The sequence below is a fragment of the Pseudomonas sp. RIT-PI-S genome, from assembly GCF_025642975.1.
GTDB lineage: Bacteria > Pseudomonadota > Gammaproteobacteria > Pseudomonadales > Pseudomonadaceae > Aquipseudomonas.
Map to the genome: position 1 here is coordinate 580,674 of NZ_JANZKJ010000001.1, position 23,926 is coordinate 604,599.

The 23,926-nt window shown below is 63.2% G+C and carries 25 protein-coding genes; 15 read left to right on the forward strand and 10 right to left on the reverse strand.

All coding sequences use genetic code 11. The annotated features are described in order from the left end of the window. Nucleotides 1-34: 34 nt before the first annotated feature. From cysK to OGL93_RS02655, 3 genes are all read left to right on the forward strand, one after another. Nucleotides 35-1,009 carry a cysteine synthase A gene (cysK, locus tag OGL93_RS02645; RefSeq protein ID WP_263260816.1) on the forward strand — a complete coding sequence of 325 codons (975 nt, stop codon included), beginning with the start codon at nucleotides 35-37 and terminating at the stop codon, nucleotides 1,007-1,009. A 102-nt stretch (nucleotides 1,010-1,111) separates the two neighbouring features. Next, nucleotides 1,112-2,050, forward strand: coding sequence for an aspartyl/asparaginyl beta-hydroxylase domain-containing protein (locus tag OGL93_RS02650; RefSeq protein WP_263260817.1), 939 nt, complete (start codon nucleotides 1,112-1,114; stop codon nucleotides 2,048-2,050). A gap of 356 nt (nucleotides 2,051-2,406) precedes the next feature. Continuing rightward, the gene (locus tag OGL93_RS02655; protein WP_263260818.1) at nucleotides 2,407-2,928 is read left to right on the forward strand and encodes a GNAT family N-acetyltransferase; all 522 of its coding nucleotides are present in this window, start codon (nucleotides 2,407-2,409) and stop codon (nucleotides 2,926-2,928) included. Between the two features lie 75 nt (nucleotides 2,929-3,003). Here OGL93_RS02655 and OGL93_RS02660 read toward each other — a convergent pair whose 3' ends face one another. From OGL93_RS02660 to OGL93_RS02670, 3 genes are all read right to left on the reverse strand, one after another. Beyond that, complete coding sequence (locus tag OGL93_RS02660) at nucleotides 3,004-4,149, reverse strand: nitrate- and nitrite sensing domain-containing protein (RefSeq protein ID WP_263260819.1); 1,146 nt, start codon at nucleotides 4,147-4,149, stop codon at nucleotides 3,004-3,006. Between the two features lie 79 nt (nucleotides 4,150-4,228). Then, nucleotides 4,229-5,098: a DUF6279 family lipoprotein gene (locus OGL93_RS02665; RefSeq protein ID WP_263260820.1), complete on the reverse strand. Its 870-nt coding sequence runs from the start codon at nucleotides 5,096-5,098 to the stop codon at nucleotides 4,229-4,231. A 73-nt stretch (nucleotides 5,099-5,171) separates the two neighbouring features. After that, nucleotides 5,172-5,891, reverse strand: a complete 720-nt coding sequence (locus OGL93_RS02670; RefSeq protein WP_263260821.1) for a TorF family putative porin — start codon at nucleotides 5,889-5,891, stop codon at nucleotides 5,172-5,174. A gap of 270 nt (nucleotides 5,892-6,161) precedes the next feature. Here OGL93_RS02670 and OGL93_RS02675 point away from each other — a divergent pair, with 270 nt between their 5' ends. From OGL93_RS02675 to def, 4 genes are all read left to right on the forward strand, one after another. Further along, on the forward strand, nucleotides 6,162-7,001 hold the full coding sequence (locus tag OGL93_RS02675) for a S1-like domain-containing RNA-binding protein (RefSeq protein WP_263260822.1): 840 nt from the start codon (nucleotides 6,162-6,164) through the stop codon (nucleotides 6,999-7,001). 113 nt (nucleotides 7,002-7,114) lie between these two features. Then, nucleotides 7,115-7,315 (forward strand): CsbD family protein, encoded by a 201-nt coding sequence (locus OGL93_RS02680; protein ID WP_263260823.1) that lies wholly within the window; start codon nucleotides 7,115-7,117, stop codon nucleotides 7,313-7,315. Between the two features lie 121 nt (nucleotides 7,316-7,436). Next, nucleotides 7,437-8,375 (forward strand): YihY/virulence factor BrkB family protein, encoded by a 939-nt coding sequence (locus OGL93_RS02685; protein ID WP_263260824.1) that lies wholly within the window; start codon nucleotides 7,437-7,439, stop codon nucleotides 8,373-8,375. A 6-nt stretch (nucleotides 8,376-8,381) separates the two neighbouring features. Then, the gene (def, locus tag OGL93_RS02690; RefSeq protein WP_263260825.1) at nucleotides 8,382-8,912 is read left to right on the forward strand and encodes a peptide deformylase; all 531 of its coding nucleotides are present in this window, start codon (nucleotides 8,382-8,384) and stop codon (nucleotides 8,910-8,912) included. Nucleotides 8,913-8,977: 65 nt separating this feature from the next. On the opposite strand, the gene alkB is transcribed toward def, so the two are convergent. From alkB to OGL93_RS02710, 4 genes are all read right to left on the reverse strand, one after another. Then, complete coding sequence (alkB, locus tag OGL93_RS02695; RefSeq protein WP_263260826.1) at nucleotides 8,978-9,640, reverse strand: DNA oxidative demethylase AlkB; 663 nt, start codon at nucleotides 9,638-9,640, stop codon at nucleotides 8,978-8,980. Then, nucleotides 9,637-11,469 carry an ABC transporter ATP-binding protein gene (locus tag OGL93_RS02700; RefSeq protein WP_263260827.1) on the reverse strand — a complete coding sequence of 611 codons (1,833 nt, stop codon included), beginning with the start codon at nucleotides 11,467-11,469 and terminating at the stop codon, nucleotides 9,637-9,639. Before OGL93_RS02700 ends, alkB begins: the two co-directional genes overlap by 4 nt. A gap of 53 nt (nucleotides 11,470-11,522) precedes the next feature. After that, a complete protein-coding gene (locus tag OGL93_RS02705; protein WP_263260828.1) occupies nucleotides 11,523-12,086 on the reverse strand; it encodes a peptidylprolyl isomerase in 564 nt (187 codons plus the stop codon). Between the two features lie 183 nt (nucleotides 12,087-12,269). Continuing rightward, on the reverse strand, nucleotides 12,270-13,193 hold the full coding sequence (locus tag OGL93_RS02710; protein WP_263260829.1) for a LysR family transcriptional regulator: 924 nt from the start codon (nucleotides 13,191-13,193) through the stop codon (nucleotides 12,270-12,272). A 140-nt stretch (nucleotides 13,194-13,333) separates the two neighbouring features. Between OGL93_RS02710 and OGL93_RS02715 the strand changes: the two genes are divergently transcribed. The 5 genes from OGL93_RS02715 (at nucleotide 13,334) to OGL93_RS02735 (ending at nucleotide 17,204) form a co-directional block, all read left to right on the forward strand. Continuing rightward, nucleotides 13,334-13,966: an FMN-dependent NADH-azoreductase gene (locus tag OGL93_RS02715; protein ID WP_263260830.1), complete on the forward strand. Its 633-nt coding sequence runs from the start codon at nucleotides 13,334-13,336 to the stop codon at nucleotides 13,964-13,966. Between the two features lie 36 nt (nucleotides 13,967-14,002). Then, nucleotides 14,003-14,863, forward strand: coding sequence for a carboxylate/amino acid/amine transporter (locus OGL93_RS02720; protein ID WP_263260831.1), 861 nt, complete (start codon nucleotides 14,003-14,005; stop codon nucleotides 14,861-14,863). 76 nt (nucleotides 14,864-14,939) lie between these two features. Next, nucleotides 14,940-16,259: a DEAD/DEAH box helicase gene (locus tag OGL93_RS02725; protein WP_263260832.1), complete on the forward strand. Its 1,320-nt coding sequence runs from the start codon at nucleotides 14,940-14,942 to the stop codon at nucleotides 16,257-16,259. Between the two features lie 94 nt (nucleotides 16,260-16,353). Continuing rightward, nucleotides 16,354-16,725, forward strand: a complete 372-nt coding sequence (locus OGL93_RS02730; RefSeq protein WP_263260833.1) for a transcriptional regulator — start codon at nucleotides 16,354-16,356, stop codon at nucleotides 16,723-16,725. A gap of 356 nt (nucleotides 16,726-17,081) precedes the next feature. Further along, entirely contained in the window at nucleotides 17,082-17,204 is a 123-nt protein-coding gene (locus OGL93_RS02735) for a PA1414 family protein (protein WP_263260834.1), read from the forward strand. Between the two features lie 56 nt (nucleotides 17,205-17,260). Here the strand turns inward: OGL93_RS02735 and OGL93_RS02740 are convergent, their stop codons facing one another. Together OGL93_RS02740 and speB are read right to left on the reverse strand one after the other, a co-directional pair. Continuing rightward, entirely contained in the window at nucleotides 17,261-18,760 is a 1,500-nt protein-coding gene (locus OGL93_RS02740; RefSeq protein ID WP_263260835.1) for a cytosine permease, read from the reverse strand. Between the two features lie 164 nt (nucleotides 18,761-18,924). Next, a complete protein-coding gene (gene speB / locus OGL93_RS02745; RefSeq protein WP_263260836.1) occupies nucleotides 18,925-19,875 on the reverse strand; it encodes an agmatinase in 951 nt (316 codons plus the stop codon). Between the two features lie 155 nt (nucleotides 19,876-20,030). Here speB and OGL93_RS02750 point away from each other — a divergent pair, with 155 nt between their 5' ends. The 3 genes from OGL93_RS02750 to OGL93_RS02760 all read left to right on the forward strand — a co-directional run bounded on the left by OGL93_RS02750 (nucleotide 20,031) and on the right by OGL93_RS02760 (nucleotide 23,210). Then, nucleotides 20,031-20,924: a LysR family transcriptional regulator gene (locus OGL93_RS02750; protein WP_263260837.1), complete on the forward strand. Its 894-nt coding sequence runs from the start codon at nucleotides 20,031-20,033 to the stop codon at nucleotides 20,922-20,924. A gap of 127 nt (nucleotides 20,925-21,051) precedes the next feature. Next, complete coding sequence (locus OGL93_RS02755) at nucleotides 21,052-22,617, forward strand: PAS domain-containing methyl-accepting chemotaxis protein (protein WP_263260838.1); 1,566 nt, start codon at nucleotides 21,052-21,054, stop codon at nucleotides 22,615-22,617. 14 nt (nucleotides 22,618-22,631) lie between these two features. Further along, nucleotides 22,632-23,210, forward strand: coding sequence for a DTW domain-containing protein (locus tag OGL93_RS02760; protein WP_263260839.1), 579 nt, complete (start codon nucleotides 22,632-22,634; stop codon nucleotides 23,208-23,210). Nucleotides 23,211-23,265: 55 nt separating this feature from the next. On the opposite strand, the gene OGL93_RS02765 is transcribed toward OGL93_RS02760, so the two are convergent. Continuing rightward, a complete protein-coding gene (locus tag OGL93_RS02765; protein ID WP_263260840.1) occupies nucleotides 23,266-23,919 on the reverse strand; it encodes an HAD family hydrolase in 654 nt (217 codons plus the stop codon). Nucleotides 23,920-23,926: the final 7 nt, after the last annotated feature.

The following is a 23,926-nucleotide window of genomic DNA, read 5'->3' on the forward strand; positions in this document are numbered from 1 at the left end:
CCCCTTGCCCTGGCCGCTTGCACAAGGACACCCAATGAGCCGCATTTTCGCCGACAACGCCCACTCCATCGGTAACACGCCCCTGGTGCAGATCAACCGCATCGCGCCGCGCGGGGTGACCATCCTGGCGAAGATCGAAGGCCGTAACCCCGGCTATTCAGTCAAGTGCCGTATCGGTGCGAACCTTATCTGGGATGCCGAGGCACGCGGGCGCCTCAAGCCCGGGATGACGATCATCGAGCCCACGTCGGGCAATACCGGCATCGGCCTGGCATTCGTGGCGGCGGCCCGGGGCTACAAGCTGATGCTGACCATGCCCGCGTCCATGAGCCTGGAGCGACGCAAGGTGCTCAAGGCCTTGGGCGCTGAATTGGTGCTGACAGAACCGGCCAAGGGCATGAAGGGCGCGATCGAAAAAGCCAGCGAAATCGTCGCTGGCGACCCGGCCACCTTCTTTATGCCTCAGCAGTTCGAGAACCCTGCCAACCCCGCCATCCATGAAAAAACCACGGGCCCGGAAATCTGGAACGACACCGACGGCGCGGTCGATGTACTGGTGGCGGGTGTCGGCACCGGGGGCACGATCAGCGGAGTGTCGCGCTACATCAAGCACACCCAGGGCAAGCAGATTCTTTCGGTGGCGGTCGAGCCGATCAGTTCTCCGGTGATCACCCAGGCACTGGCGGGCCAGGAGATCAAACCGGCGCCTCACAAAATCCAGGGCATCGGCGCGGGCTTCGTGCCAGGGAACCTGGACCTGAGCCTGGTCGACCGGGTGGAGCTGGTCAGCGATGAAGAGTCCAAGGCCATGGCGTTGCGGCTGATGCGCGAGGAGGGCATCCTCTGCGGCATTTCCTGCGGGGCGGCAATGGCGGCGGCGGTGCGGCTGGCCGAGAAACCCGAGATGCAAGGCAAAACCCTCGTGGTCATCTTGCCGGACTCTGGCGAGCGTTATCTGTCGAGCATGCTGTTCAGCGACCTGTTCACCGAGCAAGAGAACCAGGTTTGAGCGGCGGTAAAAGCTGACGCCGGTCAAGCGGCCCGCCGTTGACCTGTGCGCGGCAAGGCTTCGGGTTTATGATGGCGGCCTGCCAAATTCCAGGAGCGCTGCATGACCCTCTCGTTCACCGCCAAGGCCCTTGTGCTGTTCATGTTCATAGGCAGTACGCTCTATGTGCATTTGCGCGGCAAGGCGCGGCTGCCGGTGCTGCGCCAGTTCGTTAACCACTCGGCGCTGTTCGCCCCCTACAACGCCCTGATGTACTTGTTTTCCAGCGTGCCGTCACGGCCCTACCTGGACCGCAGCCGCTTTCCCGAACTGGACGTATTGCGCGACAACTGGAGCGTGATTCGCGAAGAGGCGATGCGCCTGTTCGACGAGGGCTACATCCGCGCCGCCGAGAAAAACAACGACGCTGGCTTCGGGTCGTTCTTCAAAAAGGGCTGGAAGCGCTTTTACCTGAAGTGGTACGACAAACCGCTGCCTTCGGCGATGGCTCTGTGCCCACGCACGGTGGAGCTGGTCAGCGCCATCCCTAACGTCAAGGGTGCGATGTTCGCGTTGCTGCCCGGTGGCAGCCACCTCAACCCGCATCGCGACCCCTTTGCCGGTTCTTTGCGCTATCACCTGGGGCTGGCCACACCCAACTCCGACGCCTGCCGCATTTATGTGGATGGCCAGCCCTACGCCTGGCGTGACGGGCAGGACGTGATGTTCGACGAAACCTACGTGCACTGGGTGAAGAACGAAACCGAGCAAACCCGGGTCATCCTCTTCTGCGACATCGAGCGGCCGTTGTCGAACCGCCTGATGACCCGCATCAACCGCAGCGTCAGCGCCTTCCTTGGCCGTGCCACCGCGCCACAGAACCTGGACGATGAGCGCGTAGGCGGGATCAACCAGGCGTATGCCTGGAGCAAACGCTTCAGCGACGGCACCAGCGGCCGAGTGAAGCAATTCAAGCGCAAGCATCCAAAAGCCTATCGCGTGCTGCGGCCTGTGCTGGCCGTCGTGGTGCTTACTGCCCTGGGTTACTGGCTGTTCGGATGACGCCGGGCCCTGGAAGCGAAGGCACCAGCTTGCGAACCTTATTGTTGCGGTTCGCAGGCTTCGCCTGTTTCTGCATGCAGGAGCTGTAGCAGCCGGGCTTGCCCTTAACCCGTTTCATCACCGTTAACGGCCTGCCACCGGACGGCCGAGCCCTGCGTTATGGGAACGTCGTCACACTTCTGGCCACCGGCCATCTTTTCCTCAAGCGCAACGGCACTTTTGCCGCAGGCGGATGCCTCACATCGGCGTAAGCTTGCGTTGGCAGATGGTTGGATCCATCCTTCGCGCTTACCCAAATGGAGCGGTGCTGCGATGGATTCCTCGCATTTCGGGAATTTTTTCAGGATGTCTGTTTTATGACGTTTTGCCTGGTCAGAGCGGCGCGGCTCGGCGATTGCTGTGCGTTGCGCGCCATTCACGCAAACTCCGCCAACGGCGTCTCTGTACCCGCCGATAACGATCCAGACCTGTGCGGGTTGATGGCCACTACCCGTGGCCGCTATCCCTTCCTGGTGGCCGAATGTAACGATCAGGTGGTCGGCTTCGCTTACGCCCGGGCCCACAAGGCGCCCCTGGCGCTGCGCTGGTCGGTGGACATCACCGTATACATGAACGTCGAAGGCCGCCGCGCGGGAATGCTGCGGTCGCTGTACCGCTCGCTGCTGGAGCATTTGCAGGAGCAAGGTTACCTCGCCGTGTACGCCGCGATCGCGGTCACCGATAGCGCCACTATCGCTACCCATGAAGCGCTAGGCTTCGCGCACATCGGCATGGGCCAGGCGCTCGACTTGCGCCAGGACGCCGAATACTGGTGCTTGACCCTTGGCGGCAACGCGAACCTGATGACGGCCCCCGCGCTCCGCAACCAGTACCTGTAGGTGCGTGCGAGGCACGCGAACCCGCCAACGAGCCCGGCCGGCCCGTGAGCTGAAGCCCAACGCCCTCGCCCACCCCTAAGTGTCGCGCGAAGGCTTGGCCGGCGGGGTTAGCGCCCTACGGGCCTGCTCTAGTTGATCGGAGGTGCTGGCGGGTTGTTGGGTATGCGCATGCAGCAGGTCCAGCACAGAGCGACCCAACTGCGGGCTCAGCCCATCCAGAGACGGTGCGTCCATGTCACTGGCGTATACGCTGAAGAGCCGGGCCTGCTCACCGCCGCCGGTTGGCTCCAGGCTGGCCAGCCGCCGCAGCAGCAGGCGGTGGTTATGCAAGTCGGCGCGTGCCAGGCGAATGCTTTCCTGACAGCCATCGCGCAGAACCCGGGTCAGGTGGTTCTCCACATCCTTGAGCGCTTCGATGCGCCGGCTGGCTACGTCGAACCATAGCCGGGACAGCGCCGGGTCTACACAGGCGCCAGCGTGTGTGCGCAGGGCCACCGCTCGCATCCGGTACAGTTGAGCCAGGTTTTCGCTATTTTGTTGAGCCCGCCATAGGGTCAATGCGCCGGGGTCGGCGAATTCGCAAAACACGCTGAAGGATTGCTCCTGCGCCTGGGCCAGATGTTCCAGCCGTTGGCGTAGCGCTTCGTCGAAATAGCCGATCGTGAATCCGTTCACGCCACTGGCGCGCTCTTGTCCGGCCAACTCCTTGCCTTGCATGAAGTTGAACAGGGCGACCAGCAGCCGCGCGATGCTTGGGTCGGTAGCGGCGTCGGCGGCTTCGAACACCACCGCGAGCAGGCCGCCTATCAGCCGGGTCAAGGCGCCAGTGGCCTGGGTGGCGGTGATTTGCCTGCCGCGCACACGGCTTCGCAGCCCGGGCAACTCTTCGAAACCCTGCAGCACATAGGCGATACGGTTGAACAGGCGGGCGCGGTCGATACCAGCGGGGGCGTCAGGGCTTAGCGAGTCGAAGCCGCCGCGAACCTGTTCCTCGATCGCCAATGCTTCGTCTGCCAGGTGTTGCAGCACCTCCAGGTGGTCTTCCAACGCGCTGCCCAGGTGCAAGTTCGACCAGCCTCGTTCACGCTGCAGGGCGTGCACCAGTTCGCAGATCGCCGAGACCAGGTCGCAGTTCAACGCCAGGCTTTCCAGCGCCTCGAGTTCGATACGGCGGGCAGCCAGCATGAAGCGCAGGGCAGGGGGCATGTGGAGATCGGACATGGGCCTCAGGGAGCTGAGTGGCTTCGGCGCTGATTAGAGCATGATCCTGTGCGTACGCCCATGCCGTGCCGGCAATTGGCTACTGTTTTTTCAAGCAGCGCAACGTGGCGAAGCGGCCGCGCAGGGTGTCCAGCTGTTCCACGAAGCGCTGGCGCTGCCCGGCGTCGCTGAGTTGGAGCAGTTCTGCGGTCAGCCGTCGGGCGGCGGCCTGGGCCCGCGTGCGGTCAGCGCGGTAGGCGTCGCTCCATAGCGTCTGGCGGTGTTGCAGCAGTTGTGCGATCTGCCCTTCGAAAGCGGGTTGCGAGCGCTGTGCCAGCGCGGCCAGCAAGGCCTGCTGCCATTGCTCACGGTTTGCCAGCGCGACGCTGTTATGGTCGCCCAGTTGCTGGGACCAGCGCAGGATGGCCGCGTCCTGATCGGCGTGCAGCTCTCCTAACCAAGGCAGCAGGCGTTTATGCATGTTGTTGGCGCGGGTTTGTACCTGCTCGGCGAGGGCTGGGGTGACCAGTTCCTTGCGCCGTTTGGCGATATCTTGCGCCAAGGCCTCGCGAAGCGAGCGCACTTGGTCCTCGTTCAACCCCTGCAATAGCTCTACCGCCGAGGGGGTGATCTGCCGCGCGACTTCTTCGGCGGCCTGCTCGCCTTCGCGGGTGAGCGCTTGCAGCTCTTCATCACTCACCTGTTGCGCCATGGCAAGGTTGCGCAGGCGGTCCAGCCAGGGCAGGTAGCCTGGCAGCTGGGTCTGGCAGTGCCAGCGCAGGTGATCGGCAAGCCGCTCTTCGAACCAGGCCTTCTGCTCCCGGTTCATGTCTAGATAATCGTCGAGGGTCCAGGGGATGAGCACGTCGAGGTTGCGGTAGGCCAGGTCCATGCGGGTGCAGCCGGCCATCGCCAGCAAGCCACCCAGGCATGCCACCAGCCACCACCGACGTACTGCTGAAAACGCCATTGAGCCCCCACCGGCCACCGCTGCTTTCGCTAACGGTAGAACGGCTCCGGCGAGGGCGCCACCGAATGGCTACTCAAAAGAAGGTCCGTTGCGCCTTGAGGGTGACCATGCTGTCACAGGTCGGGTTATGCCCGGAATACGCTACACAGGCGCCGCCGCGCAGGTCCGAGGCGCTATACACCAGGTTCAGGTCTACGCCCATCAATGGCCGCGACACTTGCATGGACCAGTCGCTGTACCCCTCGACCAGTTCGCCGTTACCCAGGCTGTAGGGTGAGGCCAGGCTGTACCGGGTCATCTTCAGTGACAGGTCCAGCCCCACCAGGGGTAGCTGGCCAAGGTCCGCGAACAATGTGCCCGAGCGGCTGCCCACGGCTTCGCTCCAGGCCGCGCCAAAGCGGCTTTCGAAAACGCGCATGCCGGCATATAGCTGGTGGCTGTTGCCATTGGCTACGTCTGGGCGGGTGTAGCCGATCATGCCGAGCTCATAGCCAAACGCTGGCGCCACGCGCCGTTTATAGCCCAGGTAGCTGTCGAGCTCGAAGTCGCTGTCGGGGGTCAGGCCCACGCTCGGAGACCATTGGCCGAAATACCAGCCGCTGTCATGGGTCACGTCGATGCCGCCGTGGACCGAACCCACGGTGCCCGGCGCCACCAGCCCCTGGGCCATGCTGCGGGTAGGCGTGGTACCGAGCTTGAGGTCGAAATCGCCCAGCTCGCGCTGGAGCGTCTGGGCGTTGAGATGGGGCGCGGCTAGCAGGCCGGCAGTCAGCAGCAGGCTGGGCTTGAGCATGCGTCTCTCCATTGGCGCAAGGCGCATAGGCGGCTGCGTGGTGCTCGCAACGGTGTCGGTTGAAGGCGGGAAAGCCCGGTTTAGACGGCTTCGAGGATACCCGTGATCATGATGGCGAAGGGCTTTGAGCGGAACCGCTCGTCGATTTGGCCGTAATGGCCGAAACGGTTCAGCCCGGCCGCGTACGTGAACTGACGTTGTGAGTACCTGCAGGCGGTAGCTGCTATCGCCGTGGGTTACACTGTCAGCTTGTTAACAAAGGTGTCGAACATGGCTTTGGTGGGTCGCTACAACAGCATGCAAGTGGTCAAGCACACGGACTTCGGGCTCTACCTCGACGGCGGCGCGGATGGCGAAATCCTTCTGCCCAACCGGTACATCCCCAAGGGCACGCCTCACGAAGTCGAGGACTGGCTGAATGTTTTCGTGTACCTGGACAGCGAAGACAAACTGCTGGCTACCACTGAAAAGCCCAAGGCCCAGGTAGGGGAGTTCGCCAGCCTCAAAGTGGTCGAGGTCAATTCGACTGGGATCTTCCTGGATTGGGGCCTACCCAAAGACCTGCTATTGCCGTTCTCCGAGGAAAAACGCCAGCTGCGCGCAGGCGAATACTGCATCGTTCACCTCTTCCTGGATCGGCGCACCCGGCGCATCACCGCCAGCGCCAAGGTTGACCGCTACCTGGACAAAACCCCGGCCAATTACAAGGCTGGCCAGGCGGTGCAGGTGCTGGTCGCGGCCCAGACCGACCTGGGCTTCAACGCCATCATCGAAAATGCCCATTGGGGCCTGATTCACAAGAATGAGGTATTCAAATTCTTGCGCAGCGGCATGCGCGAGACCGCCTACATCAAAGAAATCCGGGCGGATGGCAAGATCGCTCTGAGCTTGCAGCCGGTGGGCCAGCAAGCGGTGGAAGGGCTGCAGGGGCAAATTCTGCAAGCGTTGAGTGCCGCGGGCGGAAGCCTGCCGCTGAGCGACCGCAGCGCGCCTGAAGTGATCGCCCAGCAGTTCGGCGTAAGCAAGGGCAACTTCAAGAAGGCCATAGGGGCGTTATACAAGGCCGGCAAGATTATGATTCATCCTGAGAGCATCAGCCTGCCGGAATGACCCTTCGTCGGAAGGGCGCGTACTTGGAAAATTCATTGAAACTCATGAGCGAGGCGGTCTGTCCATCTTTATGCCGATTGAATGAATTCAATCAAAACTGAGGAGTACGGGTCATGAGTGGTACCGGAGACAAAATCAAAGGTAAGGCAAATGAATTGGCTGGCGAAGTTCGCCAGAAAGTAGGTAGCGCTACTGGCAATACCGAAACCCAAGCCCGCGGCGCCGCCCAGGAAACCAAGGGCAAGGCTCAGCAGATCAAAGGCGATGTCAAAGACGCGATGGCTGACGCCCGCGATCGTAAAGACAAGATCTGACGCTTAGTAAAACTTCGCAGTACCCCGGCGGTCATCTTAGGATGACCGCTGTGCTTTCGGGCATGGCAAAAACAAAGGAGTGGCCCGGCCGGGCCAAGGGGCAGAGTACAGGAGCCGCCAGATGATCTTTCCGGACATGAAGAAACTACCGTTGACCAAGGTGTTGGTCCGCACGGTGCAAGAATTCTCCAACGACGAAATGTCCACCTACGCCTCGGCGCTGGCGTATCAAATGCTCTTCTCTTTATTTCCTTTTCTGCTGTTTCTGATTTCCCTGATCGGTTTTTTTCATCTTCCCGACTTCTTCTCCTGGCTGCGTGAACAGGCAGGCATGGTGCTGCCGCCCAAGGCCCTTGATTCGGTCAACCCGGTGATCGACCAGTTGCAGCAATCCAAGGGCGGGCTGCTTTCGTTCGGCATCATCGCCGCGCTCTGGACTGCCTCGGCTGGGGTACGCTCGCTGATGAGCGCAATGAATGCCGCCTACGACGTGGCAGAAGGGCGCCCGGCCTGGAAGCGCCTGCCGATGTCCGTGCTATACACCATAGGCCTGGCCGGCATGCTGCTGTGTTCCGCGGCATTGATGGTGCTTGGCCCGCAGGTAATGAACTGGCTCGCCGGCCACATCGGCCTGGAAAGTATCACCGTGACCATCTGGACGATCGCCCGCTGGCCGGTGATCGTGGCGATCATGATGCTGACCGTTGCGCTGATCTATTACCTCATGCCCGATGTGGATCAGCGCTTTCGTTTCCTGACCCCCGGCGCCGTGCTGGCGGTAGTGGTATGGATCATCGCGTCCGTGGGTTTTGCCTATTACGTACAGAACTTCGCGGACTACAACGCGATGTACGGCAGCATTGGCGCAATCATTATCCTGCTGCTGTACTTCTACATCTCTTTCGCCGTCTTGCTGCTCGGTGCGGAGATGAACGCGGTGATTGAACATATGTCCGCCGAAGGCAAGGACAAAGGCGAGAAAGCCCCGGGAGTACCGTCGGGCGGAACCGAAGAACAGCGTTCGGGCCTTGGCGGCGGGACAGCCGATGCAAGCCAGTGAGGTCTTATGATTCGCGACATCCTCAAGATGGGTGATGAACGGCTGTTGCGTGTGGCGCCACCGGTGCCCGATGCGCTGTTAGGCAGCCATGAGCTGGATGAGCTCATCGCGGATATGTTCGCCACCATGCACGAAGCCGGTGGCGTAGGGCTGGCGGCACCGCAAATCGGTGTGGACCTTCAGGTAGTGGTGTTCGGCTTCGATCGCGCCGAGCGTTATCCGGGCGCCGCCGCCGTAGAACGCACGGTGCTGATCAACCCGTTGATCACGCCCCTGAGCCCTGAGCTGGAAGAGGGCTGGGAAGGCTGCCTGTCCGTGCCTGGGCTCCGTGGCCTGGTCGCCCGCTACAAACACATTCGCTACGAAGGCATCGACGCCCGTGGCAAGGGCCTTCAGCAGGTTGCCCACGATTTCCACGCCAGGGTGGTTCAGCACGAATGCGACCACCTGATCGGCCGCCTCTACCCCTCGCGCATCACGGATTTCGGCCGCTTCGGTTACACCAGCGTGTTGTTCCCGGAGCTTGAGGCTCGCTAACCCGCACACGGCATTCACAAAGGCTGGAGCGATGCCGCCCCGGTAGGGCCGGGCGGTGACTGATGTCAGAGGACCTTGCGAAAGGTCAGGTTCAGCCGGCGCGAGCCGGTCAGCGGGTGTTCACCGGCCTTGACCGGCGCAACACCGTGGTAGCGCAAGCGATCTTCACCTCCCCAGACCACGACGTCGCCATGTTGCAGCGGATAACGCGCTATCGGCGAATTGCGTTCCGCGCCGCCGAACATGAACACCGCGGGCAGGCCAAGGGAGACTGAAACGATCGGCGCGGCGAGGTCCTGCTCGTCTTTGTCCTGATGCAGCGACAATCTAGCGCCCGGCTCGTAGGCGTTGATCAGGCAGGCATCCGGTTCGAAAGCGGCAAAGCCCGCCGCCACGGCCGCTGCCTGGGCAAGCTCGACGAACGCTTCTGGCATGCTTGGCCAAGGCTGGCCGGTGAGCGGGTCGTGGGTTGCATAGCGATAGCCGCGCAGGTCGCTGGTCCAGCCGAGGCGGCCACAGTTGGTCATCGCCACGGACATGGTATATCCCCCTGGTGTCACCAGATGACGCAGCGGGCTGCGGGCCTCCACGGACCGCACCGCTTCGACAATAGCGACGGCCTGGGCGAGCGCGAAGCCTTCCAGCAGCCACGCACCCGGGCCGAGCTGGCGGCGCTCGTCGGCTGACCTTGGCAGCTCGGCGAACAGGTCCAGGGTGAACACGGTCAATCCACCCCAACGAAGCCGCCGGTCTGGTGCCGCCACAGGCGCGAGTACAAACCTTTGTGAGCGAGCAGCTCATTGTGGGTACCGACTTCCACCACCCGGCCTTTGTCCATCACTACCAGCCGGTCCATCTTGGCGATGGTCGAGAGCCGGTGGGCGATGGCGATAACGGTTTTACCTTCCATCAAGGTCTCCAGGCTCTCCTGGATGGCCGCTTCCACTTCCGAATCCAGCGCGGAGGTGGCCTCGTCCATGATCAGGATCGGGGCGTTTTTCAGCAGCACCCGAGCAATGGCGATGCGCTGCCGTTGCCCGCCCGAGAGTTTTACCCCGCGCTCGCCCACATGAGCGTCGAGGCCAACGCGGCCCTGGGCGTCGGTGAGATGGGCAAGGAATTCATCGGCCTTGGCCTTGTGAACCGCTTCCCACAGCTCGTCTTCGGTTGCGTCCGGGCGGCCGTACAAGAGATTGTCGCGGATCGAGCGATGGAGCAGGGCGGTGTCCTGGGTGATAAGGCCGATCTGCTCGCGCAGGCTTTCCTGGCGTACCTGGGCGATGTCCTGGCCGTCGATCAGGATGCGCCCGCTTTCGAGGTCGTACAGGCGCAGCAGCAGGTTCACCACGGTGGACTTGCCCGCCCCGGAAGGGCCGATCAGGCCGATGTTCTCGCCCGGGGCGATTTCCAGGTCCAGGCCGCTGATCACTCGGCCGACTTTGCCGTAGTGGAATTCCGCCGCCTCGAAACGCACGCCGCCGCGTTCGACCTTCAGCGCCGGGGCGCTTGGCATATCGGTCACGCTCAGGGGCTGGGCGATGGTCTGCAGGCCATCCTGGACCATGCCGATGTTCTCGAAGATGCCGTTGACCACCCACATGATCCAGCCCGACATGTTCACGATACGAATCACAAGGCCCGTGGCCAGTGCAATGGCGCCCACCGTGAGCAGGCCCTGGGTCCACAGCCACAGGGCAAGGCCGGTGGTGCCGACGATCAACAAGCCGTTCAGCGTGGTGATCACCACGTCCATGCTGGTGATGACGCGGCTGGCCAGTTGGGTTTTCTCGGTTTGCTCACTGATCGCCTCGCGGGCGTATTGCTGTTCCAGGTTGGTGTGGGCGAACAGCTTGAGCGTGGTGATGTTGGTGTAACCATCGACGATGCGGCCCATCAGCTTGGAGCGGGCGTCGGAGGATACGACCGAGCGTTCTTTCACCCGCGGTACGAAGTACCAGAGGGCGATGATGTAGGAAATGATCCAGCCAACCAAAGGCAGCATCAGCCGCCAGTCGCTTTCGGCGAACAGCACCAGCGAGCTGATGGCGTAGATGGTCACGTGCCAGATAGCGTCCACGGCCTGCACGGCCGAGTCACGCAGCGAGTTGCCGGTTTGCATGATGCGCGTGGCGATCCGGCCGGCGAAGTCGCTCTGGAAGAAATTCATGCTCTGCTTGAGCACATGGCTGTGGTTCTGCCAGCGGATCATGCTGGTCATGCCAGGGGAGATCGTCTGGTGCACCAGTAGGTCATGCAGCCCCACGAACACCGGGCGGATCAGCAGCGCCACGGCCAGCATCCAGAGCAGCACGCCCCAGTGCTCGCTGAAAAACCGCTCCGGCGGGGTGCTGTTGACCATGTCGATGATGTCGCTGAGGTAACTGAACAGCGCCACCTCGATCAGCGCGGAAATCAGCCCTACCACCAACAGTGCGGCGAAGCTCGGCCAAACCTGGCGCAGGTAATACAAATAGAACGAGGTCACCTTGCCGGGCGGGGCGTCTGTGGGCGCTTCACGAAAAACATCGATCCACTGTTCGAAACGGCGGTACAGCATGGGCATCCCCTCCTGTTTGTGAACCGCCCGGGGGCCGGGCGGTAAAGCGCGGGTCAGTCGATGCGCTTGGCGGATTTGATCATGATCGGGTCGGCCGGCACGTTTTGCATGCCGCCGCGGCTGGTGGTGCGTGCCTGGACGATGTTGGTGACGACGTCCATGCCCTTGGTCACCTTGCCGAACACTGCATAGCCGAAGTCGCGGCTGCCGTGGTCAAGGAATTCGTTGTCATTGACGTTGATGAAGAACTGGCTGGTGGCGGAGTTCACATCCGAAGTACGCGCCATGGCCAGGGTACCGGTGAGGTTGCGCAAGCCGTTGTCGGCTTCGTTCTTGATCGGGGCCTGGGTAGGTTTTTCGTTCATGCCGCGGTCATAGCCGCCGCCCTGGACCATGAAGCCTGGGATCACCCGGTGGAATTGGGTGCCGCTATAGAAGCCGCTGTCGACATACGCCAGGAAATTCTTGGTGCTGATCGGGGCTTTTGCCTCATCCAGCTCGACCTCGATCTGCCCCATGTCGGTATCGAGCAGAACATGGTGCTTGCCTTCAGGAGCAGCGTAGACGCTGGCGGCAAAAAGAACGGAGCAGGCGGAAAGAACGATGCGCTTGAACATGGGGCGGGGGGTCCTTCTTACGTGGGTTGGCGACAACTGCCGCAAGGCTTTGGCTGCCTTCTGGCGACACAACGCAACAGGGTACCGCAAATGCCTCTGATCGCCAGCCGCATCGCCCTGCGCGAGGCCCTGGGTACCTGTTTATTGACCCCCTGTGGCGCGCGGACGTTCCACCGTATTGGCTCAGGCCTGGGGCGGCGCGGCGAAGGGGGCGTCCAGCGAGGCGGTATCGAAGTTGCGCAGCAGCTCCACCAGAATCTGCGTGGCAGGGCCCAGGGGCTTTTCCTTGCTCGCATAGAGATGGAACACCGGGTGGCGGTTGCCGCCTTGTTCGAGCGGCAGCGGTTTGAGCAAGCCCTCGCGCAGTTCCCGCTCGATCATATGACGGGGCAGCCAGGCAAAGCCCAGGCCGCTGCCAACGAAACTGGCGGCGGTGCCCAGGCTCCCCACGGTCCAGCGATGTTCGGCACCGAGCCAGCCCACATCCCGCGGCTGCTGGCGGCCAGAGTCGCGAATCACCACTTGCAGTTGGCTTTCCAGGTCTTGGAAGGTCAAGACGCGGTTCATCTGGTGCAGGGCATGCTCAGGGTGGGCGACCGCCACGAACTCAACCGCGCTCATTTCGGTGCCCAGGTACCCGGGGATAGTGAAGCTGCTGATGGCGAGGTCGGCGATGCCGGCTTGTAGCACTTCCTCCACACCCGACAGCACCTCCTCGCGCAGGCGCACACGGCAGCCGCGGCTCTGCGGCATGAAGGCGGTCAAGGCGCGGACCAGACGGGCGTTGGGATAGGCGGCGTCGACCACCAGGCGAACCTCCGCCTCCCAGCCTTGCTCCATCTGCAGGGCAAGGTCTTCCAACTGGCTGGCCTGTTTAACCAACTGCCGCGAACGGCGCAACAGCACCGCCCCAGCCTCGGTCAGCACCGCCTTGCGCCCATCGATACGCAACAACGGCACACCCAGTTGCTCTTGCATGCGCCCTACGGTGTAGCTCACCGAGGACTGCGAGCGGTGCAGCGCTTGCGCCGCCTGGGCGAAGCCGCCGTGATCGACGACGGCCTGAAGCGTTCGCCATTGGTCGAGGGTGACGCGGGGCGCTTTCATTCGAATGCCTGCGGGTAGGAAATGAAGCCGTTATTTAACAATAAATCCGATAGTTAAAAGCGGTTTTTTGCGCTTTTTTATCGGATCAATGCTGAATAACCTGCACTCATTCCGAACTAACACCCTTAATGAGATCTACCATGTCCCGTGTACAAGTGATTGAAAGCAGCGCCCGCCAAGACGGCTCCGTATCCCGGGAGCTGACCCAGGCGTTCATCAGCCAGTGGAAAAGCGCTCATCCCCAAGACAGCATCCAGGTCCGGGACCTGGCGCGCCAACCCGTACCGCATCTGGACGCGACCCTGCTGGGCGGCTGGATGAAACCCGACGCCGAGCGCAATGCGAGCGAAGCCGAGGCGCTGGCGCGTTCCAATGAGCTGACCGACGAAGTGCTCGCTGCTGACGTACTGGTGCTTGCAGCGCCGATGTACAACTTTGCGATCCCGAGCACCCTCAAGGCTTGGTTCGACCATGTGCTGCGCGCCGGGGTGACCTTCAAATACACCGCAACCGGCCCCCAGGGCCTGCTCACCGGCAAGCGCGCCTATGTGCTGACCGCACGCGGCGGTATCCATGCTGGCGCCAGCAGCGACCATCAAGAACCCTACCTGCGCCAAGTGCTTGCGTTCATCGGCATTCACGACGTGACCTTCATCCATGCCGAGGGCCTGAACATGGGTGCCGAGTTCCTGGAAAAAGGTTTGGGCCAGGCTCGCGCGCAGCTGGCTGACGTTGCCTGGCAGTTCGCCGCACCCGCCGCCGCTGAGGCCTGAATATGCTAAGGTCGCGCGCTTTGTCCGAGGCGCGCCATGGCGTATCTGCTGATCGTTACCCTAATTCAAGCCTTATCCTTCAACCTGATCGGCGAATACCTCGCTGGCCAGGTTGACAGCTACTTCGCCGTGCTGGCACGGGTGCTGCTGGCAGGCTTGGTGTTCCTGCCCCTGACCCGCTGGCGCTCGGTACCTGGGCCCTTTGCGCGACAGATGCTGTTGATCGGCGCTTTGCAGTTCGGTGTGACCTACGTATGCCTGTACCTGAGCTTCCGCGTGCTTACGGTGCCGGAAGTGCTGCTGTTCACCATCCTCACGCCTGTGCATGTGACCTTGTTGCAAGACGCCTTGGCACGACGCTTCAACCCCTACGCCTTGCTGGCTGCGCTGGTGGCGGTAGCGGGTGCGGCGGTGATCCGCTTCGAGGGCGTGAGCGGCGACTTCTTCGCGGGTTTTGTGCTGTTACAGCTCGCCAACTTCACCTATGCGGCCGGCCAGGTGCTGTACAAGCGGCTGATGCTGCAACAGCCGTTGCCCGGCCCGCAGTACCAACGGTTCGGTTATTTTTTCGTGGGTGCACTGCTGGTGGCGCTGCCGGCTTTCCTCGCCCTGGGTAACCCTGCGCGCCTGCCGACTGCGCCCCTGCAATGGGCGGTACTGGGTTTTCTAGGGCTGGTAGCCACCGCCTTTGGCATGTACGGCTGGAACAAAGGCGCCAGCCAAGTGCCGGCGGCGCGGCTCGCGGTGATGAACAACCTGCATGTGCCGGTGGGGCTGCTGCTTAACCTGCTCATCTGGAACCATGCCGAACCGCTGGGGCGCCTGGCCCTGGGCGGGGCGATCATCCTCGGGTCGGTGTGGCTTAGCCGTCGCGCCCACCGGCGACCTTCGGCATAGGCGCCGCACTCGCTTGTCGGCCGCAGCTCCGCTACCCTATGCAGTCGTTCCAGGTTCCCTTCGAGGTAGTACCCCAGTGTTTTCCCAATTCGCCCTTCACGAACGCCTGCTCAAAGCCGTGGCCGAGCTCAATTTTGTGGAGCCGACCCCCGTGCAGGTCGCGGCCATTCCGCCGGCGCTGGAAGGGCGTGACCTGCGGGTGACCGCCCAGACCGGCAGCGGCAAGACCGCCGCCTTCGTATTGCCACTGCTCAACCGCCTGATCGGCCCGGCGCGCCCTCGGGTGGACATCCGCGCGATCATCCTGCTCCCCACCCGCGAGTTGGCTCAGCAGACGCTCAAGGAAGTAGAGCGGTTCTCTCGTTATACCTTCATCAAAGCTGGGTTGATCACCGGCGGCGAGGACTTCAAGGTCCAGGCAGCCATGTTGCGCAAGGTGCCGGACATCCTGATCGGCACCCCCGGGCGCCTGTTGGAACACTTGAACGCCGGTAACCTGGACCTGGCCCAGGTCGAAGTGATAGTGCTCGACGAAGCCGATCGCATGCTGGACATGGGCTTCGCCGAGGACGTGAGCCGCCTTTGCGACCTGTGCCCGCCCCAGCGCCAGACGCTGCTGTTCTCCGCCACCACTGGCGGCGCCGGGCTGCGCGACATGATCGCCAAGGTGCTGAAAGAGCCGCAGCACCTGATGGTCAATAACGTCAGCGACCTCAGCGAGGCCACCCGCCAGCAGATCGTCACCGCGGACCACAACGCTCACAAGGAAGCCATCGTCCAGTGGTTGCTGGCCAACGAGACCTACCGCAAGGCCATCGTATTCACCAATACCCGCAGCATGGCCGACCGCATCTATGGCCACCTGGTGGCCAAAGACTTCAAGGTGTTCGTGCTGCACGGCGAAAAGGACCAGAAGGATCGCAAGCTGGCCATCGAGCGGCTGAAGCAAGGTGCGGCGAAGATTCTCGTGGCCACCGACGTCGCGGCTCGTGGGCTGGACGTGGACGGCCTGGACCTGGTGATCAACTTCGACCTGCCGCGCAGCGGCGATGAGTACGTGCACCGGGTGGGCCGTACCGGCCGCGCGGGCGGCGAGGGCCTGGCGATCTCGCTGATCTGCCACGGCGACTGGAACCTGATGTCCAGCATCGAGCGCTATCTGAAGCAGAGTTTCGAGCGCCGGGTGATCAAGGAAGTAAAAGGCAGCTACACCGGCCCGAAGAAGCTTAAGGCCTCTGGTAAAGCCGCCGGCACCAAGAAGAAAAAGACCGACAAAGACAAGAAAACAACCGCCAAGCCTGCGGCCAAGCGTAAGCCGAACGCGCGCAAGCCCGAAGGCGCCGGCCTCGCCAGCCAGGACGGCCTCGCTCCGTTGAAGAAGCGTAAGGTCGAGTAAGCGCGCCGGGCCCTCACCTGACCGAACGGTCACTGTGGGGGCCGGTCACAACTAGGCATGTTTATCTCCACCCCCCTTTTGGAGTTACCGCCCCATGCCTACTTATAACTGGGACCTGATAGAGCGCTTGCTGCATAAGGTCCAGACCGACAAGGATTTCGACGGTCAAGGCTATGCCGAAGAGTTCGCACGCACCCAAGCTGCCGAAGGCGTAGCGCCCATCCCACTGGATACGCTCAAGAGTGACGCTGCCCGCTACGAGCAGGTGCTGCGCGAACGCGGGTTCATCCGGGCCGAAGCGGGCCAGGGCTACACCCTCACGGAGAACGGCGCTCGCTTGCTGGCACTGCTCGACAGCAGCATCCCCGACAAGGAACATCCGCGCGACGTGCTCAACGGTCAGGCAGACGCCCTGGACCCGGCGACCTTCCTGGAGCTGTCCAACAAGCCCCAGATCGCACCTTAAGCACCTCTGACCAACCGCGCCGGCGCCCGCTGGCGCATTCGTCACCCCGTGGAACCTCTTCGATTGGCCACGGGTCATCCATACACGTTGGACGTTTTGGCAGCCTTATAGGCCTGTTATGCAAACGTGGGTCTTTAGCGGCACCCCGAGCGGCCGATACTGTTACAGCAAGGGTTATTGATACTGGATGTTCCTGGGCATGGTGGGTTACCCGCCAGTACTGTCTGTGGAGCCCACGTGCTGGCCGCGACCATTGGTCGCGGCGCGGAGCGTGATCTGCACGGCGTCCAGGAGGATAATTGCGGAGTGACGGCACCTGTAGTGGCCGTATCGGGCAAGTCCCAAGGGGGCGTGTGATGCAAGACAAATTCTTTAACTGGCTGCACGACCTGGCAGTCGCGCTCGGCTTGATCCCACCGATGCAACCCGTACCTATTCCCACCGATGAAGAACGCCAGCGCCGACAGCGTCGGCGTTGAGCTGCATGCGGGCGCCGGCGGTGTATCCCAGGCTGGCGCCAGTTCCTGCCGGGCTGTTAAGGGTTTGGAACGGTGTAGGCGCGGGTAAAGCCCGCGAATGTTGACCCTGGCCCATAGACTTCAGGCGACTCTGGGAAGACCTTGAGCAAGCCCAGGTAAAGCACCGCGGCCAAGCCGAGGGTGACCGGCAGGCTGATGTCGATACCGCCGGCCAGGCTCCCCAGCACCCCTACGAATTGCCCTGGCAAGTTAACGAAGCACAGGCCGATCAGCGCGCTGGGAATCCACGCGCCCATGCCCCGCCAGTTCCAGCCGTGGTGGAACCAGTAGCGGCCGCCGCGTTGGCCCCGTGTGAACACCTGCAAGTCATCGGGGCAGTACCAGCCGCGGCGCTTGAGCAGGCCGATGAGCATGATGACCATCCACGGCGTGGTGCAGGTGATGATCAACACCGCGAAGGTGGACACGCTTTGCACCAGGTTAGCGGCGAAGCGCCCGATGAAGATGAACGCAATGGACATCAACCCGATCAGCAGCGTTGCCTTGACCCGGCTCAACAGCCGAGGGAACACGCTGGACATGTCCAGCCCGGTGCCGTAGAGCGACGTGGTGCCGGTGGACATGCCACCGATCACCGCCAGCAGGCACACCGGCAAGAAGTACCAGGTCGGGGCGATAGCCAGCAGGCCGCCCACGTAGTTGTTGGCAGCGATGTAGTCTGGCGCTTGCACGGCCACGATAGTGGCGGTCACCAGGCCGAAGAAGAACGGCAGCAGCGTGGCCAGTTGCGCCAGCACTACCGCGCCGAGGATGCGCGAGCGCGGGGCGGTGCGGGGGATGTACCGAGACCAGTCACCCAGGAATGCACCGAAAGAAATCGGATTGCTCATGGCAACCAGCGCCGCCCCGATGAAGGCTGCCCAGAACCCATCCTGCCCCTGGGCCACGCTGCCGGCGAAGTGGGGGTCGAATGGCCCGGCGAAGGCGACGATGCCCAGCAGGAACAACAGGCTGGCGCTCCATACCGCCACCTTGTTGACCCACAGCATCACGCGAAAGCCATAAATGCAGACGGCCAGCACCAGCACGGCGAACAAGCCGTAGGCAAGGCCCAGAGACAAGTCGTTTTCCTCCAGCCCCACCAGCCGGTGTGCTCCGCCAACCAAGGCGTCGCCAGAGCTCCAGACGGAAATCGAGAAGAAGGCGATGGCGGTCAACAGGGACAGGAACGAACCGACGATGCGCCCGTGGACCCCAAAGTGCGCCCCCGACGACACCGCGTTGTTAGTGCCATTGATGGGGCCGAACAGCCCCATGGGGGCCAGGATTAGCGCGCCTACCAGCACGCCCGCCACTATCGCCAGGGCCCCAGCCTGGAACGACAGCCCGAACAGCACCGGGAAGCTGCCCAGTACGGCAGTGGAGAAGGTATTGGCGCCGCCGAAGATCAGCCGGAACAGGTCCAGCGGGGTGGCGTTGCGGTCATGGTCCGGGATCTGCTCAACCCCATAGGTTTCTATCTTGCCGAGGGTCTGGCTTGTGTTGTTGTTCTGCATGATCTGCTCCGATCATTTGCGTGGCGTTATTGGCGCACGCCGGCTGGTGAGGGCAGGAGCGTGAAAAGTCACGGCGGGCCAGCCAACGGCCTTATTGTTATGGGTGTTACAGGGGGGCGCCGAAGCACCCCGGTCGGTGTGCAGCTTGAGCTTGGTGCCGGGAGTCAGCGGTGGGCCACCCCTGGCAGCACGCAGAGCATCTCGTACAGCAGGTTCGCCCCCAGCAGCGAGGTATTGCCGGTGGTGTCGTAGGGTGGAGAAACCTCCACCAGGTCGCCGCCGATCAAGTCCAGGCCTTGGCAGCCACGGATGATTTCCAATGCCTGGATAGTGGTCAGGCCGCCGACTTCCGGCGTGCCGGTGCCGGGCGCCCAGGCCGGGTCGATGCCGTCGATGTCGAAACTCAGGTACACCGGGCCACCGCCGACCTTCGCCCGTACTTCTTCCATCAGCGGCGTCAGCGAGCGGTGCCAGCATTCCTCGGCCTGGACCACCCGAAAGCCCTGGCGCCGGCTCCAGTTGAAGTCGTCCGCGGTATAGCCCTGGGCGCGCAGGCCGATCTGCACCACGCGGTCGCAGTCCAGCAGGCCTTCTTCCACAGCGCGGCGGAAGGTGGTGCCGTGGGCGATCTTCTCGCCGAACATATGGTCGTTGACGTCGGCGTGGGCATCCACGTGCACCAGGCCGACCTTGCCGTACTTCTTGTGCAGCGCCCGCAGGATCGGCAGCGTGATGGTGTGGTCGCCGCCCAGGGTCAGCGGCTTCACGTTGTGCTCGAGGATGCCGTCGTAGGCTTGCTCGATGATCCGCACGGCATCGAGCAGGTTGAAGGTATTGATCGCCACATCGCCGATGTCCGCGACGCTCAGTGAGTCGAACGGTGCGGCGCCGGTCGCCATGTTGTAAGGGCGGATCATCACCGACTCCGCACGGATCTCTCGCGGGCCGAACCGGGTGCCGGAGCGCAGCGAGGTGCCGATGTCCAACGGTACGCCCACGAAGGCGGCATCCAGCCCAGCCGGCGAGGCCAGGTGGGGCAGGCGCATCATGGTGGCGATCCCGCCGAAACGCGGCATTTCGTTGCCGCCCAGGGGTTGGTGGAGAATTTTGTCCACGGTGTGCCTCAATCTGCCAAAGCGTGTGGGCTGGAGTCTGCGTAACCCCCGGCTAGGGAAGAATCGCCCCGCGGAAAAACTTAGTTCAGGTATTTCTGAACTAATGGCATGCTGCCGCTTCGTTCTTCACCTTTACGCCCGTTCGCGAGCCTGCCATGGCCAATACCTTTCCAGACCTCAAGCTGCTTCGGATCTTCACCAGCGTGGTTCACCACCAGGGCTTCGCCAACGCGCAGCAGGCGCTTAACTTATCCACCTCGGCAATCAGCACCTACATGAGCCAGCTGGAGGCGGCACTGGGCATCGTGTTGTGTCATCGCGGGCGAGGCGGCTTCAGCCTGACCAGCAAGGGCGAGCTCTTCTACCAGGAGGCATTGCGCTTGCTGGCGGAAATAGAAGGCTTCGAGCGCTACGCCGCTGCCCTTAAGGGCGAGCTGCGCGGCACCTTGAACCTCGGGGTGATCGACTCCACCGTGGGCGATTGCCAGTTACCCTTTGCCGAAGCCATCGGCGCCTACAGCCAGGAGCACCCAGCGGTGCATATCCACCTGGCGGTGCAAAGCCCCTACGAGCTGCAACTGGGCGTGCAGGACAACCGCCTGGACATCGCCATCGGCGCGTTCTCCACGCGCATGAGCGGGCTGGTGTACCAACCGCTTTACCGCGAGCAACACTGGTTGTATTGCAGCAACCGCCACCCGCTGTACGCGGAACGGCGCATTCCGGAACAAGTGATCACCCAGCAGCGCATGGTAGGCCGTGGCTACTGGAGCCAGGCCGAACTGGCCCGCCACGGCTTCAAGCACAGCGCCGCGACCGTTGAGAGCATGGAGGCGCAGCTGATCCTGGTATTGTCCGGCGCCTATATCGGCTACCTGCCTGAACATTACGCTCAACCTTGGGCAGACAAAGGCGACCTGAGAGTGCTGTCGCCGGCGACCTTTGGCTACCAGGCGCCGTTCTCGCTGATCCTACGCCGCGGCCGCACCCGCGAACCCTTGATCCAGACGTTCCGGGACCTGCTCAAGAGCCAGCTGCTGGCCCGCTGAGCCTGGGTTAAAGATCTTGGAGCAAGGGCCGAAATAGGGGGGCGGTGGATCCGATTTCCACAGAGTCACCCTCTGCTAGCCTTAACGGCGCTAGAGGCTCGTTTATGCCCGCCCAGGAATGCCGCTAATGCGCTCCAACCTTCCCGTTACCGATCGCGAACGTACCTTCCCCGCCGAGCAACGGCTGATTTCCACTACCGACCTGGATAGCCGCATCACCTACTGCAATGATGCGTTCGTGGCCATCAGCGGCTTCACCCGCGAAGAACTCATTGGCCAGCCCCACAATCTGGTCCGCCATCCCGACATGCCTGCTTCGGTGTTTGCCCATATGTGGGAAACCCTCAAACAAGGCAAGCCGTGGATGGGCGTGGTGAAGAACCGCGCCAAGAATGGAGATTTCTACTGGGTCAGCGCCTACGTGACAGCGATTTACGAAAACGGCCGTATCGCAGGGTTCGAGTCTGTGCGCTTTGTGCCCAGCCGCGAGCAAATCGGCCGCGCGCAGGCGTTGTATGCCCGGCTACGGGCCGGCAAGACCGCGGTGGCCGCGCCGGCGCGAATGGCCCACGGGCTGGCGCGGGCCTGGCCATTCCTGGCGGCCGGGCTGGTTGCGTTCGCCGGCTGGGCCTGGTTGACGCCTGGCATTGCCCTGATAGCTACCTTGCTGGCCATCGGTGCTGCCTTTGGTTTGAACGAGGCACGTCAGCAGCAGGCGATCCGCACCACACTGGCGGCCCATCCGAAGGCCTTCACCAGCCCCCTGGTGGCGTTGACCTACAGCAGCAACAGTGGGCGGCAAGCCCAGCTAGACCTGGCCATGGTCAGCGAGGAGGCCCGCCTGCAAACCGCTTTGACGCGCCTGGTGGACGCCGGGCTGCAGGTGAAGGCCCGGGCGAGCGAGTCTTCGGCGCTGTCCGAGGGCCAGGCTGGCTCGCTGGAGCGCCAGCGCAGCGAAACCGACCAGTCGGCCACCGCGGTGGCGCAGATGGCCGCAACCATCCAGGAAGTCACCCACAACGTGCAGTTGACCGCCAGTGCCGCGGCGGATGCCAACCGCCTGGCGGGCGAGGGTAGCGAGCTGGCCCGGCAAAGCCTGCTGGCGATGGAAGAGATGGGCGGCGCCGTGGTCGAAATCGGCCAGGCTGTGAATGCCCTGGCCGAGCAGACCCAGTCGATCGGCAGCGTGGCGGATGTCATCACCTCCATCGCGGAACAAACCAACCTGCTAGCGCTTAACGCAGCGATCGAAGCGGCGCGGGCTGGCGAGCAGGGCCGGGGGTTCGCGGTGGTCGCCGACGAGGTGCGCTCGCTGGCCATGCGCACCCGCGCCTCCACCGAGCAGATCCACCAGATCATTTCCTCGCTGCAGGCCGGCGCTGAACGTGCGGTGCAGACTGCCGGCAAGGGCACGCAGATCTCTCACAGCAGCATGAGCAGCGTCGAGGCGGTCAAAGGGGCGCTCAGCGGGATCTCCGAGGCCGTGGCGCGCATCACCAGCATGAGCGAGCAGATGGCGACCGCCTCGGAAGAGCAGACTCACGTGGTGGAAGACATCAACCGGCAGATCACTCGCATCGCGCAGCTGTGCGACCATAGCGCCGGCCAGGCGCGGCAGGGCGCACAGATCAGCCATGAGCTCGAAGGGATGGCCGAGTACCTGCACAGCCTGGCTGAACGTTTCCGCCACTGATCACTGAGACTGCCATGCCCCGCCCCCATTGTGCCCGCTGCCAGCGGCCCGAAGGCCATTGCCTTTGTGCGCTGATCCCGCAACTGCCCAGCCAGACCCGGGTGTTGATACTGCAGCATCCCAGCGAAACCGCGCATGCGCTGAACACGGCGCGTCTGGCGGCGCTGGGGCTGGCTAACAGCGAGCTGATGGTTGCCGAGCAAGTTGCCCCGTCACTCTGGCAAGCCGGCGCTGCACGCACCTGCGTGCTGTTTCCCGGCGAGGGCGCCACGCCGCTGGCGCCCAGCGAGGAGCCCTTGCAGTTACTTGTGCTCGACGGCACCTGGCGCAAGGCGCGCAAGCTGTTGCATCTGAACCCTGAGCTGGCGGCGCTGCCCCGGGTCAGCCTGCCGGCACCTCAGCCATCGCGTTACCGCCTGCGCAAGGCGCCCGCCGAAGGCGCGCTGTCGACCATCGAGGCGATCGTGCAAGCGCTGGAAATCCTCGAAGCGCCTGCGTCTTTCCAAGCGTTGCTGGCGCCGTTCGAGGCGTTGATCGAAGGCCAGATTCGCGCCATGGGCGAAGACACCTATAAGCGCAATCATCAGGTTTAACGCCCCTCCCGGCCGCGGCCGTAAGCGCCAGAGGTTCGCAGGCCGGCGCCAGCGCCTACCTCCAGTGCAACACTTCCCAACCCGCCTGCTCGGCATGGGCGCGCAGGACGGGGTCCGGGTTGACCGCCACTGGCCGGCTGACCTGCTGCAGCAGTGGCAGATCGTTGCGCGAGTCTGAGTAGAACGCCGCGCCTTCCAGGGTTTCACCCTCGGCCTGTAGCCACTCCAGCAAACGAGTGACCTTGCCTTCGCGGTAGGTGAGGGTGCCTCGGGTGTTGCCGGTATACGCGCCGTGGGCGGCTTCCAGGTCGATGGCGAGCACTTCGTCGATGCCGATGCGCTCGGCAATGGGCTTGACCAGGTGCACGCCCGAGGCCGAGATCACCAACAGGCGGTCCCCGGCGGCGCGGTGGGCGGCGATGCAGCGGGTGGCGTCGCTGAAGATCAGTGGCTCGATCACCTCTTCCACCCAGGGGCCAACCAAGTGGTCGACTTCCTCTTCGGTGCGCCCCAGCAGGGGCTCGAGGGTGAACGCCATATAGTCTTCCATGGCCAGCTCGCCTCGGCTGTAGGCGGCCATCAGTTCGTGGTCGCGGCGCACGAAGCTGTCCGCGTCCACCCAACCCAGGCGGGCCATTTGCTCGCTCCACAGCGAAGCGCAGTCGCCGTCGATCAGGGTTTCGTCCAGGTCAAAGATTGCCAAAGGCATTTGCGGT

Excerpts from the sequence above, each read along its gene's own strand:
- OGL93_RS02755 (WP_263260838.1), top strand. The coding sequence starts at position 21,052 with ATGCGCTCCAACCTTCCCGTTACCGATCGCGAACGTACCTTCCCCGCC.
- OGL93_RS02730 (WP_263260833.1), top strand. The coding sequence starts at position 16,354 with ATGCCTACTTATAACTGGGACCTGATAGAGCGCTTGCTGCATAAGGTC.
- OGL93_RS02765 (WP_263260840.1), bottom strand. The coding sequence starts at position 23,919 with ATGCCTTTGGCAATCTTTGACCTGGACGAAACCCTGATCGACGGCGAC.
- OGL93_RS02710 (WP_263260829.1), bottom strand. The coding sequence starts at position 13,193 with ATGAAAGCGCCCCGCGTCACCCTCGACCAATGGCGAACGCTTCAGGCC.
- cysK (WP_263260816.1), top strand. The coding sequence starts at position 35 with ATGAGCCGCATTTTCGCCGACAACGCCCACTCCATCGGTAACACGCCC.
- OGL93_RS02740 (WP_263260835.1), bottom strand. The coding sequence starts at position 18,760 with ATGCAGAACAACAACACAAGCCAGACCCTCGGCAAGATAGAAACCTAT.
- OGL93_RS02760 (WP_263260839.1), top strand. The coding sequence starts at position 22,632 with ATGCCCCGCCCCCATTGTGCCCGCTGCCAGCGGCCCGAAGGCCATTGC.
- OGL93_RS02750 (WP_263260837.1), top strand. The coding sequence starts at position 20,031 with ATGGCCAATACCTTTCCAGACCTCAAGCTGCTTCGGATCTTCACCAGC.
- OGL93_RS02700 (WP_263260827.1), bottom strand. The coding sequence starts at position 11,469 with ATGCTGTACCGCCGTTTCGAACAGTGGATCGATGTTTTTCGTGAAGCG.
- OGL93_RS02685 (WP_263260824.1), top strand. The coding sequence starts at position 7,437 with ATGATCTTTCCGGACATGAAGAAACTACCGTTGACCAAGGTGTTGGTC.
- OGL93_RS02680 (WP_263260823.1), top strand. The coding sequence starts at position 7,115 with ATGAGTGGTACCGGAGACAAAATCAAAGGTAAGGCAAATGAATTGGCT.
- OGL93_RS02650 (WP_263260817.1), top strand. The coding sequence starts at position 1,112 with ATGACCCTCTCGTTCACCGCCAAGGCCCTTGTGCTGTTCATGTTCATA.
- OGL93_RS02675 (WP_263260822.1), top strand. The coding sequence starts at position 6,162 with ATGGCTTTGGTGGGTCGCTACAACAGCATGCAAGTGGTCAAGCACACG.
- OGL93_RS02720 (WP_263260831.1), top strand. The coding sequence starts at position 14,003 with ATGGCGTATCTGCTGATCGTTACCCTAATTCAAGCCTTATCCTTCAAC.
- OGL93_RS02705 (WP_263260828.1), bottom strand. The coding sequence starts at position 12,086 with ATGTTCAAGCGCATCGTTCTTTCCGCCTGCTCCGTTCTTTTTGCCGCC.
- OGL93_RS02670 (WP_263260821.1), bottom strand. The coding sequence starts at position 5,891 with ATGCTCAAGCCCAGCCTGCTGCTGACTGCCGGCCTGCTAGCCGCGCCC.
- OGL93_RS02655 (WP_263260818.1), top strand. The coding sequence starts at position 2,407 with ATGACGTTTTGCCTGGTCAGAGCGGCGCGGCTCGGCGATTGCTGTGCG.
- OGL93_RS02715 (WP_263260830.1), top strand. The coding sequence starts at position 13,334 with ATGTCCCGTGTACAAGTGATTGAAAGCAGCGCCCGCCAAGACGGCTCC.
- OGL93_RS02660 (WP_263260819.1), bottom strand. The coding sequence starts at position 4,149 with ATGTCCGATCTCCACATGCCCCCTGCCCTGCGCTTCATGCTGGCTGCC.
- def (WP_263260825.1), top strand. The coding sequence starts at position 8,382 with ATGATTCGCGACATCCTCAAGATGGGTGATGAACGGCTGTTGCGTGTG.
- OGL93_RS02735 (WP_263260834.1), top strand. The coding sequence starts at position 17,082 with ATGCAAGACAAATTCTTTAACTGGCTGCACGACCTGGCAGTCGCGCTC.
- OGL93_RS02665 (WP_263260820.1), bottom strand. The coding sequence starts at position 5,098 with ATGGCGTTTTCAGCAGTACGTCGGTGGTGGCTGGTGGCATGCCTGGGT.